This is a genomic window from Salmonella sp. 32082101201600294FB01SM01 (genome assembly GCF_017572865.1).
GTDB lineage: Bacteria > Pseudomonadota > Gammaproteobacteria > Enterobacterales > Enterobacteriaceae > Salmonella > Salmonella enterica.
In genome coordinates, this window is record NZ_JAGESB010000002.1 from 171,844 (window position 1) to 187,858 (window position 16,015).

General features: G+C 55.8%; 16 protein-coding genes. 10 read left to right on the forward strand and 6 right to left on the reverse strand.

Features of this window, described 5'->3' with window-relative positions; all coding sequences use genetic code 11:
• Positions 1-9: 9 nt before the first annotated feature.
• From hycE to hycA, 5 genes are all read right to left on the reverse strand, one after another.
• A complete protein-coding gene (hycE, locus tag J4645_RS10605; protein WP_001288155.1) occupies positions 10-1,719 on the reverse strand; it encodes a formate hydrogenlyase subunit HycE in 1,710 nt (569 codons plus the stop codon).
• A gap of 17 nt (positions 1,720-1,736) precedes the next feature.
• Positions 1,737-2,660, reverse strand: coding sequence for a respiratory chain complex I subunit 1 family protein (locus J4645_RS10610; protein WP_000110563.1), 924 nt, complete (start codon positions 2,658-2,660; stop codon positions 1,737-1,739).
• Positions 2,661-2,662: 2 nt separating this feature from the next.
• Positions 2,663-4,489, reverse strand: a complete 1,827-nt coding sequence (hycC, locus tag J4645_RS10615; protein ID WP_000097041.1) for a formate hydrogenlyase subunit 3 — start codon at positions 4,487-4,489, stop codon at positions 2,663-2,665.
• Positions 4,489-5,097: a formate hydrogenlyase subunit HycB gene (gene hycB, locus J4645_RS10620; protein ID WP_001079163.1), complete on the reverse strand. Its 609-nt coding sequence runs from the start codon at positions 5,095-5,097 to the stop codon at positions 4,489-4,491. Before hycB ends, hycC begins: the two co-directional genes overlap by 1 nt.
• Before the next feature lie 145 nt (positions 5,098-5,242).
• Positions 5,243-5,704: a formate hydrogenlyase regulator HycA gene (gene hycA, locus J4645_RS10625; protein WP_000158075.1), complete on the reverse strand. Its 462-nt coding sequence runs from the start codon at positions 5,702-5,704 to the stop codon at positions 5,243-5,245.
• A gap of 209 nt (positions 5,705-5,913) precedes the next feature.
• Between hycA and hypA the strand changes: the two genes are divergently transcribed.
• The 6 genes from hypA to flhA all read left to right on the forward strand — a co-directional run bounded on the left by hypA (position 5,914) and on the right by flhA (position 11,899).
• Complete coding sequence (gene hypA / locus J4645_RS10630) at positions 5,914-6,270, forward strand: hydrogenase maturation nickel metallochaperone HypA (protein WP_000544461.1); 357 nt, start codon at positions 5,914-5,916, stop codon at positions 6,268-6,270.
• Between the two features lie 68 nt (positions 6,271-6,338).
• Complete coding sequence (hypB, locus tag J4645_RS10635) at positions 6,339-7,211, forward strand: hydrogenase nickel incorporation protein HypB (protein WP_000337631.1); 873 nt, start codon at positions 6,339-6,341, stop codon at positions 7,209-7,211.
• Positions 7,202-7,474, forward strand: a complete 273-nt coding sequence (gene hypC, locus J4645_RS10640; protein WP_000334871.1) for a hydrogenase 3 maturation protein HypC — start codon at positions 7,202-7,204, stop codon at positions 7,472-7,474. The genes hypB and hypC overlap by 10 nt, the downstream gene beginning before the upstream one ends.
• Positions 7,474-8,595, forward strand: a complete 1,122-nt coding sequence (hypD, locus tag J4645_RS10645; RefSeq protein ID WP_001212962.1) for a hydrogenase formation protein HypD — start codon at positions 7,474-7,476, stop codon at positions 8,593-8,595. The genes hypC and hypD overlap by 1 nt, the downstream gene beginning before the upstream one ends.
• Positions 8,592-9,602, forward strand: a complete 1,011-nt coding sequence (gene hypE / locus J4645_RS10650; RefSeq protein WP_001059957.1) for a hydrogenase expression/formation protein HypE — start codon at positions 8,592-8,594, stop codon at positions 9,600-9,602. Before hypD ends, hypE begins: the two co-directional genes overlap by 4 nt.
• A gap of 218 nt (positions 9,603-9,820) precedes the next feature.
• Positions 9,821-11,899 carry a formate hydrogenlyase transcriptional activator FlhA gene (flhA, locus tag J4645_RS10655; protein WP_000122692.1) on the forward strand — a complete coding sequence of 693 codons (2,079 nt, stop codon included), beginning with the start codon at positions 9,821-9,823 and terminating at the stop codon, positions 11,897-11,899.
• Positions 11,900-11,960: 61 nt separating this feature from the next.
• On the opposite strand, the gene J4645_RS10660 is transcribed toward flhA, so the two are convergent.
• Complete coding sequence (locus J4645_RS10660) at positions 11,961-12,305, reverse strand: nitrous oxide-stimulated promoter family protein (protein WP_001117938.1); 345 nt, start codon at positions 12,303-12,305, stop codon at positions 11,961-11,963.
• 181 nt (positions 12,306-12,486) lie between these two features.
• Here J4645_RS10660 and sitA point away from each other — a divergent pair, with 181 nt between their 5' ends.
• The 4 genes from sitA to sitD are packed head-to-tail and all read left to right on the forward strand — an operon-like array spanning position 12,487 to position 15,918.
• Positions 12,487-13,404 (forward strand): iron/manganese ABC transporter substrate-binding protein SitA, encoded by a 918-nt coding sequence (gene sitA, locus J4645_RS10665; protein WP_000182930.1) that lies wholly within the window; start codon positions 12,487-12,489, stop codon positions 13,402-13,404.
• Complete coding sequence (sitB, locus tag J4645_RS10670; RefSeq protein WP_000083153.1) at positions 13,401-14,222, forward strand: iron/manganese ABC transporter ATP-binding protein SitB; 822 nt, start codon at positions 13,401-13,403, stop codon at positions 14,220-14,222. Before sitA ends, sitB begins: the two co-directional genes overlap by 4 nt.
• Positions 14,219-15,079: an iron/manganese ABC transporter permease subunit SitC gene (gene sitC / locus J4645_RS10675; RefSeq protein WP_001104336.1), complete on the forward strand. Its 861-nt coding sequence runs from the start codon at positions 14,219-14,221 to the stop codon at positions 15,077-15,079. Before sitB ends, sitC begins: the two co-directional genes overlap by 4 nt.
• A complete protein-coding gene (sitD, locus tag J4645_RS10680; RefSeq protein ID WP_000480205.1) occupies positions 15,070-15,918 on the forward strand; it encodes an iron/manganese ABC transporter permease subunit SitD in 849 nt (282 codons plus the stop codon). Before sitC ends, sitD begins: the two co-directional genes overlap by 10 nt.
• Positions 15,919-16,015: the final 97 nt, after the last annotated feature.

The following is a 16,015-nucleotide window of genomic DNA, read 5'->3' on the forward strand; positions in this document are numbered from 1 at the left end:
GGCGATTCCTTATTTCAGCGGCGAGTTTTTACGCTCAATGCTGTAGCGCTCAAGTTCTTTGTACGGCACGACTTTGCTCTTCTTCTTACGCACATCGACCACGGTCATCCGGTCGGTACAGGAGTAGCACGGGTCGAGGCTGCCGATAATCAGCGGCGCGTCGGAGACGGTGTTGCCGCGCAGCATATAGCGCAGCGTCGGCCAGTTGGCGTAGGTCGCCGCACGGCAGCGCCAGCGGTACAACTTCTGGTTGTCGCCGGTCATGCTCCAGTGGATATCGTCACCACGCGGCGCTTCAGCGAAGCCGAGCGCAAAACGGTGCGGAATATAGGTAAAGCCTTCCACCATCAGCGGGCCGCCCGGCAGATTATCCAGACCGAAATCGATCATATTCAGAGAGGTGTAGACTTCGTTGATACGGACTTTCAGACGAGAAATCACATCGCAGCCCTGCTCGCTATGTACTTCCATCGGCAGCAGACCGTAACCGACAAACGGGTGATCGGCGCGGGTGTCGCGGGCGTGGCCGCTGGCGCGCACCATCGGGCCGACATTACTGAAGTCGCGGGCAATTTCCGGGTCCAGACGGCCGATACCCACGGTACGCTGTTCCATATTCGGCGTGCTCAGCAGCATGTCCACCAGCTCCTGCACGTCACGACGCATCTGCTGCGCCAGTTGACGGGTCTGGATCATGTCTTCTTTCAGCAGATCGCGGCGAATCCCGCCGATCAGGTTCAGACCGTAAGTTTTGCGCGCGCCGGTCAGTATCTCCGCCATCTTCATGGAGGTTTCACGCACGCGGAAGAACTGCATAAAGCCGGAGTCAAAGCCGGTGAAGTGACAGGCCAGGCCGAGGTTGAGCAGATGCGAGTGCAGACGTTCCACTTCCAGCAGAATAGCGCGGATCATTTGCGCACGTTCCGGCACCTGAATGCCCATCGCGTTTTCCACGGAAGTGGTGTAGGCGGTGCTGTGCGCGAAGCCGCAGATACCACACACGCGATCCGACAGGAACGTCACTTCGTTATAGCCCATACGGGTTTCCGCCAGTTTTTCCATGCCGCGGTGGACATAGAACAGACGGTAGTCGGCGTCGATAATGTTTTCGCCATCGACGAACAGACGGAAGTGGCCCGGTTCATCGGAAGTGACATGCAGCGGGCCAATCGGCACCACGTTATTTTTCTTGTCACCCAGCTCGTTAATGAACTCGTAGGTTTCCGCATCGGTGGTCGGCGCCGGGCGCTGACGATAATCCATGCTGTCTTTACGCAGCGGATAGAGTTCATCCGGCCAGTCGTCCGGCAGCACCAGACGGCGCTCGTCCGGCAGACCGACCGGGATTAAACCGTACATGTCGCGTACTTCGCGCTCACCCCACACGGCAGCCGGCACGCGCGGCGTAACGGATGGGAATTCCAGCTTATTGGCATCCACTTCAACGCGGACGGTAATCCAGCACTTCGTGCCCTGCTCCATCGACAGCACGTAATAAACGGCATAGTGGCCGCACAACTGGCGTTCGTCATTACCGAACAGCACCGACAACCACCCACCCTGCTGGTAGTAAAGAAACTCCACCACTTCCGGCAGATAGTTCACTTTTACCGTAATAGTCAGCTGATCTTTGGTCTGCCAGGCTTCGTCCAGCACGACGCCCGGAAACGCCTGGTGCAGCGCCGCAAGGTATTGTTGACCTAATTTTTCTTCAGACATGCTCAAACTCTCTTAAATCACGCCGCCAGCAAGGAGACGAAGGCTAAAAACGCAAACCCAAAACCGGCCCAGGTCACGCGTGAAGTGGCGCAAAAACGCAGTCGCGCCATGCTGTTTTCAAACAGGGCGATCACCAGTACGCCGACAATCAGCTTGACGACGGCAATCACCAGCGCCAGCAACAGTCCGCCTGCGCTGAATGTTTCCATCTGTCCCCACGGCAAAAACACGCCGACGAACATTTGCAGCACCACCAGTTGCTTAAGGCTGATGCCCCATTTCAGCACCGCAAAGCCGCTACCGCTGTATTCGGTCAACGGCCCTTCCTGCAACTCCTGCTCCGCTTCCGCCAGGTCGAACGGCAGCTTGCCCATTTCGATAAAGGTGGCGAAGGCGCAGGCGCACAGCGCCAGAATCAGCGGAATACTGCGCGCGACAGGCCAGTGATAAATGGTATCGGCGATATTGCTGATATGAGTTGAACCCGCCACCTGCGCGGCGACCCACAGACCCAGCAGCAGAATCGGCTCCACCAGCACGCCGAGCATCGCTTCACGGCTGGCGCCGATCGCGGTGAACGGACTGCCGGTATCCAGGCCTGCAATAGAGAAGAAGAAGCGCGCAATCGCGAACAGGTAAATCAGGGTGATTAAATCACCCAGTTGCGGCAACGGAGATCCAACGGTGACGACCGGCAGCGCGGTGGCGATAGTCAGCATCACGCCGACCATCACAAACGGCGTCAGGCGAAAAACCCAGCCGGAATCCGCGGGCGCAATACTCTGACGACCGAGCAGTTTGATAATGTCGCGGTACTCCTGCAACACGCCCGGCCCACGGCGATTGTGTAGACGGGCGCGTGCCACGCGAGTAATACCGGACAGCAATGGCGCAACGGCAAATAGCACCAGCGCCTGAATTAACGGATAAAACACACTCATTTTCAGGCTCCTCGTGAAACCACAATCACCACCAGCACCGCCAGCTCAATCAGCGCCAGACGACGGAATAGCACCGCGGCCGCCGCGTTCTGCCAGCCCGGCACCAGCGATACCGGGTTCAGCCATTTACGCAGTTTAAGTACCGGGGCAAAGGCCTCTTTCACCGGCATGGCGAAACCGTGCGCGGTAATCACCATCGACTGCTCATGGTCGTAGCCGCACACCCAGGCCGCGCCGCGAGAACGCGACGGCAGACGGTTGCCTTTGAACATCGCCATAATGATGAACGGCAGTAGCGGACAGGCGACCAACAGCAGCGTGATCATCGGCTGCGATACGGTGGTGTGCGCGGTTTCCAGCGGCAACGGTACCGCAGTGGAAATCATCGGCAGCAGCCACGGCGCGGCAACCCCGCCCAGTACGCAGCAAATCGCCAATGCCACCACGCTGACGCCCATCAGGATCGGCGCGCAGCTGGCGTTTTCAGCTTCCTTCGTGCGCGGCGCGCCAAGGAACGTCACGCCGTAAACTTTCGCCATACACATCACCGCCAGCGCGCCGGTAATCGCCAGGCCAACCGCCAGCAGCGGTCCTAACAGACGACCAACAAACGCGCCGCTGTTGCCCAGTTTGAAGAAGGACTGGTAAATCACCCACTCGCCGGCAAAGCCGTTCAGCGGCGGCAGCGCGGCCATCGCCATCAGACCGACCAGCATGGCGATAGAAATAACCGGCATCCGTTTACCAATACCGCCCAGTTTTTCGATATCGCGATGACCGGTACGGAACCAGATGCTGCCCGCGCCCAGAAACAGCACGCTTTTAAACAGGCTATGGTTCAGCAGGTGATAGAGCCCGCCGGTCAGACCCAGCGCGATCAGTACCGGCTGATTGAGAGCAATCCCGGTAACGCCTGCGCCCAGCCCGAGCAAAATGATGCCGATATTTTCCAGCGTGTGATAGGCCAGCAGGCGCTGAATGTTATGCTCCATCAGCGCGTACAGACCGCCGACAAAGGCGGTGATCATCCCAAGCACCAACAGCGCCACGCCCCACCACAGCGGCGCATTGCCGCCAAGCAGAGATAGCGTGAGAATGCCCAGCAGCCCGATTTTCATCACCACGGTCGAGAACAGCGCGGCGGCGGGAGCGCTGGCGTTGGCGTGCGCCTGCGGCACCCAACCGTGTAGCGGGATAATCCCGGCCAGCAGACCAAAACCGATAACGCCGAGCAGCCAGATATCGGAGCCCAGCGGCAGTTGCTGAGCGCGTTGATCCAGCAGCCCCAGATCCAGCGTGCCGTAGCGCTGCCACACCAGCCAGCAGGCGATTGCCAGCAGCAGCGTACCGAGACGGCCCAGCGCAAACCACAGTTTGCCCTCTTTGCTACCGCCGGTGAGGAACACGGCGCAGAGCGCCATGATTTCCGCCATCACCACCATCGTCCCCAGATTACTGGCGACCACGGCGCAGACGGCTGCCGCCATTAGCAGGTTGATTAACAGCCCGTTGGCTTTTACCTGTGGATGGCGATGCCAGTCGATATTGAACAGGCTGACGAACAGACCGCACAGCCCCAGCGTAATCAGCCAGATAGCATTCAGCGGCGTAATTTGCAGCATGTGACCGGTAAACGGCATCACGCCGCTCACCGTAACGGCGCTGGTCAGCGCGGTGAACCCCGCGCCAGCCGTACACAGGCTGCCGACCGCGCCGCCGATACCGGCAATCCAGCCGCTCAGCGCTTTATGAAACGAAAACAGAAACGCCAGAACGGCGGCGGCGGCAAACCACGCGACGCCGCTAGTAATCAGTGAAAGTGAACTCATTATGCATCCCCACTCTGAGCCTGCTGAAACAAGGTGAGATCGCCAAAATCGGTATTAAACGTCAGCTCACGTTTACGTTTGCTGGCGCGGGCGATATCCGTGTTATCCACCAGGTGTAGCGCTTTAGTCGGGCACATCCGCACACAGGCCGGGCCTTGCTCGTCAAAGCTGCACAGGTCGCATTTCACCGCGATAGCGCGTACGCCCGGCACCCAGTCGAGCAACGTACTGACGCGCGCAGGCGCTGGCGGCGCTGGCGGCGCTTTCGGCGTATTGGCGTTCGCCGGAATATGCAGCGGACGGCTGCCGGAAAACTCAATAGCGCCAAACGGACAGGCAATACCGCACAGTTTACAGCTCACGCACAGGCTTTCATTAAGCTGGACAGCGCCGTCAACGCGATTAATCGCGTTAACCGGGCATACCGTGGCGCATGGCGCATCTTCACAGTGGTGACAAAGCTGCGGCGCAGATTCTTTTTCATTCAGCATCACTTTCAGGCGCGGCATTGACTGCAGGCCATGCTGGCGATGCGTCTCTGAACAGGCGGCCTCACAGGTGTGGCAGCCGATACAGAGAGTGGAGTCAGCAATTACAAAACGATTCACCAGGCATTCCTCAGGTGATTGTCATTTTTGACGAAAACATGCCGTTGAAATGTCATTTTCGACACTTATCGACACGCCCATCCCCAAAACATTCATGACATGGCGCAACGCCACATCGCGAATCAAAGCGGGCAACGCCTCAGGCTTATACCGCCGGGCTGTTTCCCTTTACCAATTGACGCAAATTAACCGGCGAGTTGGTTTCTACAGCGGTATAGAGGCTGTCGTAAACGCTGGCGATTTTTTCCAGATAGTGCTCCAGCACCTGCTCGCGATCGCGGTTGTTAACCCGTTCGTCAACCTTGCCGTCGATATCGAGCTGCGCCTGTGCAATCAATTGTTTATCTTCGCCATCTTTGGTTTCAACGTAGTACTCAATGGTGTGGCTGTTAAAACCATCCGCCAACGCGACGTAAATACGAAAGTGCTCAAACAGGACAAAGCAAAGATCCCTTTCCGGCGCGCAGCTCATTGCGTGATGCAGGCGCGCTTTCGAGAGGGTGATCCCCTGAACCAGCGAATTGCAGTAAATATGCCACTGGTCCTGTAGGCGACGATGCCGTTGCGCGATGTAATCGGCCTTTTCGCTTATTTCCCAAATAGTCATGTCAGGTTACCCGTTTAACAGAGATGCCTGCGTTAAGCATTTTCCATGCCAATTTTTAACTTATTGTTTTTAATGGCAGACGCGCACAGTAACTGCCGTTTCGACGCGGTGACGACATGTCATTTCGTCATCGTCGACATTAAACTGCCAGGGGATAAAAATATTGGCATAAATATTGCTTTACAGGGGCAACCACTACGGGAGGCGATATGCACGAAATCACCCTCTGCCAACGGGCACTGGAATTGATTGAACAACAGGCTTCAGCATACGGTGCAAAACGTGTGACAGCCGTCTGGATCAAAATTGGCGCATTTTCTTGCGTGGAAACCAGCGCTCTTTCCTTTTGTTTTGATCTGGTATGCCGCGGCACGATAGCAGAAGGTTGTAAACTGCACCTCGAAGAACAGGAAGCCGAATGCTGGTGTGAGCATTGTCAACAATATGTCACGTTGTTAACCCACCGTGTACGTCGTTGTCCGCAATGTCATAGCGATACGCTGCGAATTGTGGCCGATGACGGCTTACAAATTCGGCGCATAGAGATTGATGAAACTGAAGATTAATGCCGGATAGGCGCTCGCGTCGCCATCCGGCAGAAAGCCTGTAACAAGAAAAAGATCAGGAGTAAGCGATGTGTACGACTTGCGGTTGCGCTGAAGGCAACCTTTATATAGAAGGCGATGAACATAATCCGCACTCAGCGTTTCGTAGCGCGCCCTTTGCCCCAGCGGCTCGCCCGGCGCTGAATATTACCGGCATTAAAAAGCCTGACTTTGCCCCAAGTCAGACCGCAGAAGGCGATCTGCATTACGGCCACGGCGAAGCCGGAACCCACGCGCCTGGTATGAGTCAGCGGCGGATGCTGGAGGTTGAAATCGACGTGCTGGACAAAAATAATCGTCTGGCTGAGCGCAACCGCGCCCGTTTCGCCGCCCGCCAGCAACTGGTGCTCAACCTGGTGTCCAGCCCCGGGTCCGGTAAAACCACCCTGCTGACCGAAACGCTGATGAAATTGAAAGACCGTGTACCGTGCGCGGTGATTGAAGGCGACCAACAGACAGTGAACGACGCCGCCCGCATCCGCGCTACCGGCACGCCCGCCATTCAGGTCAACACCGGTAAAGGCTGCCATCTTGACGCGCAAATGATCGCCGACGCCGCGCCGCGCCTGCCGCTGGATGACCACGGTATTCTGTTTATCGAAAACGTCGGTAATCTTGTCTGCCCGGCCAGCTTCGATCTGGGCGAAAAGCATAAAGTCGCAGTGCTTTCCGTGACCGAAGGTGAAGATAAGCCGCTGAAATATCCCCATATGTTTGCCGCTGCGTCGCTCATGCTGCTCAATAAAGTCGATCTGCTGCCCTACCTCAATTTTGACGTTGAGAAGTGCATCGCCAGCGCGCGTGAAGTGAACCCGGAGATTGAAATTATCCTGATTTCCGCCACCAGCGGCGAAGGCATGGATCAGTGGCTGGCCTGGCTGGAGGCGCAGCGATGTGCATAGGCGTGCCGGGTCAAATCCGCGCCATTGACGGCAATCAGGCAAAAGTTGACGTCTGCGGCATTCAGCGCGACGTCGATCTCACATTAGTTGGCAGTTGTGATGAAAACGGTCAGCCGCGTCTGGGTCAGTGGGTGCTGGTTCATGTCGGATTCGCCATGAGCGTCATTAACGAAGCGGAAGCGCGCGACACGCTCGACGCGCTACAAAATATGTTTGATGTTGAGCCGGACGTCGGCGCACTGCTGTATGGTGAGGAGAGATAATGCGTTTTGTTGACGAGTACCGTGCGCCGGAACAGGTAATGCAGCTCATTGAACACCTGCGTGAACGCGCCGCCCTTCTTCCTTACACTGCCGAACGTCCGTTGCGCATTATGGAAGTCTGCGGGGGTCATACCCACGCGATTTTTAAATTTGGTCTCGATCAGTTACTGCCCGAAAACGTGGAGTTTATTCACGGCCCCGGTTGTCCGGTCTGCGTGCTGCCGATGGGACGCATCGACAGTTGCGTGGAAATTGCCAGCCATCCGGAGGTGATTTTCTGCACCTTTGGCGATGCCATGCGCGTGCCGGGGAAACAGGGGTCTCTGTTGCAGGCTAAAGCGCGCGGCGCGGATGTCCGTATTGTTTACTCTCCGATGGACGCGCTGAAGCTGGCGCAGGATAACCCGACCCGCAAAGTGGTATTTTTCGGGCTGGGCTTTGAAACCACCATGCCGACCACCGCCATCACGCTGCAGCAGGCAAAACAGCGTGACGTGCGAAACTTCTACTTTTTCTGCCAGCACATTACGCTGATCCCGACGCTGCGTAGCTTACTGGAGCAGCCGGACAACGGCATTGACGCCTTTCTTGCGCCAGGCCACGTCAGCATGGTCATCGGCACCGAGGCGTACCAGTTTATCGCCGCCGATTTTAATCGCCCGCTGGTGGTGGCTGGATTCGAACCGCTTGATCTACTGCAAGGCGTGGTCATGCTGGTTGAGCAGAAAATAGCGGCCCTAAGCCAGGTTGAAAACCAATACCGTCGCGTGGTGCCGGATGCCGGAAACATGCTGGCGCAGCAGGCCATCGCCGATGTGTTCTGCGTTAATGGCGATAGCGAGTGGCGCGGTCTGGGCGTGATTGAATCCTCCGGCGTCCACCTGACGCCAGAGTATCAGCGCTTTGACGCCGAAGCGCATTTCCGCCCAGCGCCGCAGCAGGTCTATGACGATCCGCGCGCCCGCTGCGGCGAAGTGCTGACCGGCAGATGCAAGCCGCATCAGTGCCCGCTATTTGGTAAAACATGTAATCCAGAGACCGCGTTTGGCGCGCTGATGGTCTCTTCCGAAGGCGCATGCGCCGCCTGGTATCAGTATCGTCAGCAGGAGTGTGAAGTTTGAACAATATACAACTCGCCCACGGTAGCGGCGGCCAGGCTATGCAACAGTTGATTAATAGCCTGTTTATGGAGGCCTTTGCCAACCCGTGGCTGGCGGAACAAGAAGATCAGGCGCGTCTGGAGCTGGCGCAGCTGACGGCGGAGGGCGACCGTCTGGCGTTTTCTACCGATAGCTATGTGATCGATCCGCTCTTTTTCCCCGGCGGCAATATCGGCAAACTGGCGATTTGTGGTACGGCGAACGACGTAGCGGTGAGCGGCGCGATCCCCCGCTATCTCTCCTGCGGCTTTATCCTTGAAGAAGGACTGCCGATGGAGACGTTAAAAAGCGTGGTCAATAGCATGGCGGCGACCGCGCGGGAAGCGGGTATCGCCATTGTAACCGGCGACACCAAAGTTGTGCAGCGCGGCGCGGCGGATAAATTGTTTATCAACACTGCCGGCATGGGGGCGATTCCCGCCGATATTCACTGGGGCGCGCAAACGCTGAACGTTGGCGATGTGCTGTTAGTCAGCGGTACGCTTGGCGATCACGGCGCCACTATCCTCAACCTGCGTGAGCAACTGGGACTGGATGGCGAGCTGGCGAGCGACTGCGCAGTATTAACGCCGCTTATTCAGACGCTGCGTCATATTGACGGAGTGAAGGCATTGCGTGACGCCACGCGCGGCGGCGTGAATGCGGTCGCCCATGAGTTTGCGGCGTCCTGCGGTTACGGTATTGAATTGTCCGAATCCGCACTGCCGCTCAAACCTGCCGTGCGCGGCGTCTGCGAGCTGTTGGGGCTGGATGCCCTGAACTTTGCCAACGAAGGAAAACTGGTGATTGCCGTTGAACGGCAGGCCGCAGATCGGGCGTTGGCGGCATTACGCGCGCATCCGCTGGGACGTGATGCAGCGCTGATTGGCGAAGTCGTGGAACGCAAAGGCGTTCGCTTAGCCGGACTCTATGGCGTGAAGCGAACCCTTGATTTGCCACACGCCGAACCATTACCTCGTATATGCTAGCAGCCTGTTGGCAGCATACTGTAGGCCGGATAAGACGCATTTGCGTCGACATCCGGCATTAACGCTGCATTAACGCCTGATGGCGCTTTGCTTATCAGGCCTACGGAGTGTGTGACCAGCGAGTTTGCGGTCAGCCATCCGGCAATAACTTACGACTTATACCTATAATTCATTTACCGTTTTCGCACCGTTTTGCGGTATTTTCCTGGAAAAGCAACATGTCGTATACACCCATGAGCGATCTTGGACAGCAAGGCTTGTTCGATATCACTCGTACCTTATTGCAGCAGCCCGATTTGGCGTCGCTCAGTGAAGCGCTTTCGCAACTGGTAAAGCGTTCAGCGCTCGCCGACAGCGCCGGCATTGTGCTATGGCAGGCGCAGTCGCAACGCGCACAATATTATGCGACGCGAGAAAATGGCCGTCCTGTTGAATATGAAGATGAAACCGTACTGGCGCACGGCCCGGTACGTCGCATCCTTTCTCGCCCCGATGCATTGCACTGTAATTTCCATGAGTTTACCGAAACCTGGCCGCAGCTTGCCGCGAGCGGCCTCTACCCTGAATTTGGTCATTACTGTCTGCTTCCTTTAGCCGCGGAGGGCCGTATTTTCGGCGGCTGCGAATTCATCCGTCAGGAAGATCGCCCCTGGAGTGAAAAGGAATATGACCGCCTGCATACGTTTACCCAAATTGTCGGCGTGGTCGCCGAGCAAATTCAAAACCGGGTAAACAATAACGTCGATTATGATCTGTTGTGCCGCGAACGCGATAACTTCCGTATTCTGGTTGCGATTACCAACGCCGTCCTGTCGCGTCTGGATATTGATGAGCTGGTAAGCGAAGTCGCAAAAGAGATCCACCACTATTTCAATATCGACGCGATCAGCATCGTGTTGCGCAGCCATCGCAAAAATAAGCTGAATATCTACTCCACCCACTACCTTGATGAGCATCATCCGGCGCACGAACAGAGCGAAGTCGACGAAGCCGGCACGCTCACGGAGCGCGTCTTTAAAAGTAAAGAGATGCTGCTTATCAACCTCAACGAACGCGATCCGCTTGCCCCCTACGAACGCATGCTGTTCGATACCTGGGGCAATCAGATCCAGACGCTTTGCCTGCTGCCGTTGATGTCCGGCAAGACGATGCTTGGCGTGCTCAAACTGGCGCAGTGCGAAGAAAAAGTGTTTACCACCGCCAACCTCAAGCTGCTGCGTCAGATTGCCGAACGGGTAGCCATTGCCGTGGATAATGCGCTGGCCTATCAGGAAATCCACCGCCTGAAGGAACGCCTGGTCGACGAAAACCTGGCGCTCACGGAGCAGCTTAATAACGTCGACAGCGAGTTTGGCGAGATCATCGGGCGCAGCGAAGCGATGTACAACGTGCTAAAGCAGGTTGAGATGGTGGCGCAGAGCGACAGTACCGTGCTGATTCTGGGCGAAACGGGAACCGGTAAAGAGTTGATTGCCCGCGCCATTCACAACCTGAGCGGACGTAGCGGACGCAGGATGGTAAAGATGAACTGCGCCGCGATGCCGGCGGGGCTGCTGGAAAGCGATCTGTTTGGTCATGAGCGCGGCGCGTTTACCGGCGCCAGCGCGCAGCGGATTGGCCGTTTCGAGCTGGCGGATAAAAGCTCGCTGTTTCTGGATGAAGTGGGCGACATGCCGCTGGAGCTACAGCCTAAGCTGCTGCGCGTCCTTCAGGAGCAAGAGTTTGAACGTCTTGGCAGCAATAAACTGATCCAGACCGACGTGCGGCTGATCGCCGCGACTAACCGCGATCTGAAAAAAATGGTCGCCGATCGCGAATTCCGTAACGATCTCTACTATCGGCTGAATGTATTTCCGATCCAGCTTCCTCCGTTACGCGAACGTCCGGAAGATATACCACTACTGGTCAAAGCGTTCACCTTCAAAATCGCCCGCCGAATGGGGCGTAATATCGACAGCATTCCCGCCGAAACACTGCGCACGCTCAGCAGCATGGAATGGCCGGGGAACGTTCGCGAGCTGGAGAATGTCGTCGAGCGCGCCGTGCTGCTGACGCGCGGCAATGTGCTACAACTGTCGCTGCCGGATATTACCGCCGTAACGCCCGATACCTCGCCTGTTGCAACTGAAAGCGCCAAAGAAGGCGAAGATGAATATCAGCTTATTATACGCGTGCTGAAAGAGACCAATGGCGTAGTGGCTGGACCAAAAGGCGCGGCGCAGCGTCTGGGGCTTAAACGAACCACCCTGCTGTCGCGTATGAAGCGATTGGGTATTGATAAAGACGCGTTAGCGTAACGGGTTGCCGGATCTGATCCGGCCTGGAGATGATGCGCGCCGTAGGCCTGGCGCTTCCCCTTCACTTCTTGCGCTGATATTTTTCCGGCAATTCCGGAACGGGGCGCTTATCGTCGATAAGGTGCCGCACGGTCAGGACAGGGTGTCGCCAAAGCATTCGCGGACCTGCCCAACGCATAATCTGCTTCATCTCCTCGCGTTTAGCCGGCTGATAGCAGTGCACCGGGCACTGCTTACAGGCGGGTTTTTCCTCGCCAAATACGCATTTATCAAGACGTTTTTGCGCATAGGCGAACAGCGCGTCGTAATGCCCCTGCACCGCTGACGCCTGTGGGCACTGGCTTTCATACAGCGCGATCATTTTTTTGATCGTCAGTTTTTCACGAGCGATACGTTTACCAGGCATCGTGCTCTCTCCGAACATTAAGATGCATTTATTTTACACCTTATCCCTCTTTAGCACTATCACTGCATATCGTCGCCATTACGCAAATAAGAATTATTTTCATTTATTCATACCTTGTGCTATATAACATAGCAAAGGCTATATTCGATGATTAATTAACCACATTGTTGCGAGGGATACTATGACGAATCTACATCGTCTGAAAACACTCCTGATTGCCGGTATTGTCGCGATACTCGCGCTATCGCCAGCCTATGCAAAAGAGAAATTTAAAGTCATCACCACGTTTACCGTTATTGCCGACATGGCGAAAAACGTGGCGGGCGACGCAGCGGAAGTCAGCTCAATTACCAAGCCCGGCGCTGAAATCCATGAGTATCAGCCAACGCCCGGCGATATTAAACGAGCGCAGGGGGCGCAGCTTATCCTCGCGAATGGTCTGAACCTGGAGCGATGGTTCGCCCGCTTTTATCAGCACCTTTCCGGCGTACCGGAAGTCGTCGTCTCCACCGGCGTCAAACCGATGGGCATTACCGAAGGCCCGTATAACGGTAAACCGAACCCGCACGCCTGGATGTCGGCAGAAAACGCGCTGATTTATGTCGATAACATTCGCGATGCCCTGGTGAAGTACGATCCGGATAATGCGCAGATCTATAAGCAAAATGCCGAACGCTATAAAGCGAAAATTCGCCAGATGGCCGATCCGTTGCGTGCCGAGCTGGAAAAAATTCCTGCCGATCAGCGCTGGCTGGTCACCAGTGAAGGCGCCTTCTCTTACCTGGCGCGCGATAACGACATGAAAGAGCTTTATCTCTGGCCAATTAACGCCGATCAACAGGGTACGCCAAAACAGGTGCGTAAAGTGATTGATACCATTAAAAAGCACCATATTCCCGCCATCTTTAGCGAGAGTACGGTTTCCGATAAACCCGCCCGCCAGGTCGCGCGTGAATCCGGCGCGCATTATGGCGGCGTACTGTATGTCGATTCTCTGAGCGCCGCTGACGGCCCTGTGCCAACCTATCTGGATCTGCTGCGCGTCACGACCGAAACCATCGTCAACGGCATTAACGACGGACTGAGGAGTCAACAATGAGTCAATCTGCGATTACCGTTGATCAAGTCACGGTGACGTATCGCAACGGTCATACCGCCCTACGGGACGCCACTTTTCAGGTGCCTGGCGGTTCAATCGCCGCGCTGGTAGGCGTAAATGGTTCCGGTAAGTCTACGTTATTTAAAGCGTTAATGGGCTTTGTGCATCTTGCGCAGGGCGATATCACTATCCTGCAACAGTCAGTCAACAAGGCGCTGAAAAAAAACCTCATTGCTTATGTTCCGCAATCGGAAGAAGTGGACTGGTCATTTCCGGTGCTGGTAGAAGATGTGGTGATGATGGGACGCTACGGCCATATGGGCTGGCTACGCCGTCCCACTGCGCATGATCACGCCTGTGTTGACGCCGCGCTGGCGCGGGTGGATATGCAGGAATATCGTCACAGGCAGATTGGCGAGCTGTCCGGCGGGCAGAAAAAACGTGTGTTTCTTGCCAGGGCCATCGCTCAGGATGGACAAGTAATCCTGCTGGATGAACCTTTTACCGGCGTGGATGTAAAAACCGAAGCGCGAATCATCGATCTACTACGGGAACTGCGCGATGAAGGCCGCACGATGCTGGTCTCAACGCATAATCTCGGCTCCGTCACCGAGTTTTGCGACTATACGGTAATGATTAAAGGAACCGTACTGGCCAGCGGCCCTACCGAAACCACGTTTACCGCCGCGAATCTGGAACAGGCGTTTAGCGGCGTTCTACGTCATATCGCGCTAAGCGGAGGTGAAGAGCACATCATCACCGATGACGAGCGCCCCTTTATTTCCCGGCGCGTGGCCAGCGGAGGAAAATCGTCATGAACTGGCTTGTTGAGCCGTTTGGCTACCAGTATATGCTCAACGCGATGTGGGTCTCCGCGATGGTGGGCGGTCTGTGCGCGTTTCTCTCCTGCTATTTGATGCTCAAAGGCTGGTCGCTCATTGGCGATGCGCTATCTCACTCTATTGTGCCTGGCGTCGCTGGCGCCTGGATGTTAGGGCTGCCCTTCTCGCTCGGCGCGTTTCTTTCCGGCGGACTGGCGGCAGGCAGTATGCTCTTTCTTAACCAACGCTCACGCCTGAAAGAAGACGCGATTATCGGGCTTATCTTCTCCTCTTTTTTTGGCGTCGGCCTTTTTATGGTGTCGCTCAATCCGATGTCGGTGAATATCCAGACGATTATTCTCGGCAACGTGCTGGCGATCGCGCCAGCGGATATTGCGCAACTGGCGATTATCGGCGCAGTCTCGCTGACGATTCTGCTGTTAAAGTGGAAAGATCTGATGGTCGTCTTTTTCGATGAAACCCATGCGCGTTCTATCGGGCTTAATCCGGGTCGACTAAAGCTGTTGTTTTTCACTCTATTGTCCGTCTCCACCGTGGCGGCCCTGCAAACCGTTGGGGCGTTCCTGGTGATCTGTCTCGTCGTCACGCCGGGCGCGACAGCCTGGTTACTCACCGACCGTTTTCCACGTCTGCTCATGATTGCCGTCGTGATTGGCAGCCTGACCAGTTTTCTGGGCGCATGGCTTAGCTACTGGCTGGATGGCGCCACTGGCGGAATTATTGTCGTCATGCAAACCTTACTGTTCATCACGGCCTTTATTTTCGCCCCGAAACACGGTCTGTTAGCCAACCGTCGACGCGCCCGCCTGCAGAAGGAGCCGACATGTTCTTAACAACGTTACTGGAACCCTTTCAGTTTGATTTTATGGTGAACGCCCTTATGGTTTCGGTCATTGTAGCGATTCCCTGCGCCTTGCTGTCCGTGTTTTTAGTGTTAAAAGGCTGGGCGTTAATGGGCGACGCAATGAGTCATGCGGTATTCCCCGGGGTCGTGCTGGCATATATTGTGGGGATCCCCCTGGCGATTGGCGCTTTCATTGCCGGATTATTTTGCGCTATCGCGACCGGCTATCTGGACGATAACAGCCGCATCAAACGTGATACGGTGATGGGCATCGTCTTTTCCGGGATGTTTGGCGCAGGTCTGGTGCTCTATGTTTCTATTCAATCGGAAGTGCATCTGGATCACATCCTGTTTGGGGATATGCTGGGCGTATCGCTGGGGGATATCGTACAAACGTCAGTTATTGCACTGGGTATTGCGTTAATCATTGGGCTGAAATGGAAAGATCTCCTGCTACACGCTTTTGACCCGCACCAGGCGAAAGCCAGCGGGCTGAATATCACGCTACTGCATTATGGCCTGCTATGTATGATTGCGCTGACTATCGTCGCCACGCTGAAATCGGTGGGTATTATTCTGTCGATTTCATTGCTTATCGCCCCCGGCGCAATTGCCATTTTGCTGACGCGACGCTTTGCGCGCGCGCTGGGATTAGCGGTGAGTCTGTCAGTTATTACCGCTTTTGCGGGCGTCTATCTGTCTTTTTATCTTGATAGCGCGCCAGCGCCGACCATCGTGGTATTATTTGCCATCGTGTTTATTGCGGTATTTATTTACGCAACATGGCGCGACAGGCGTAATGAAATCGTACCAGAGGCGCAAGGTTAAAAGCTGCGTTCAGAAAATAAATACGGCAGTTGTAGTAGAAAGCCACCCTATATCTATTGTTGGTCAGTATGGTAAGCAGCTATCTTTAAATTTCTTT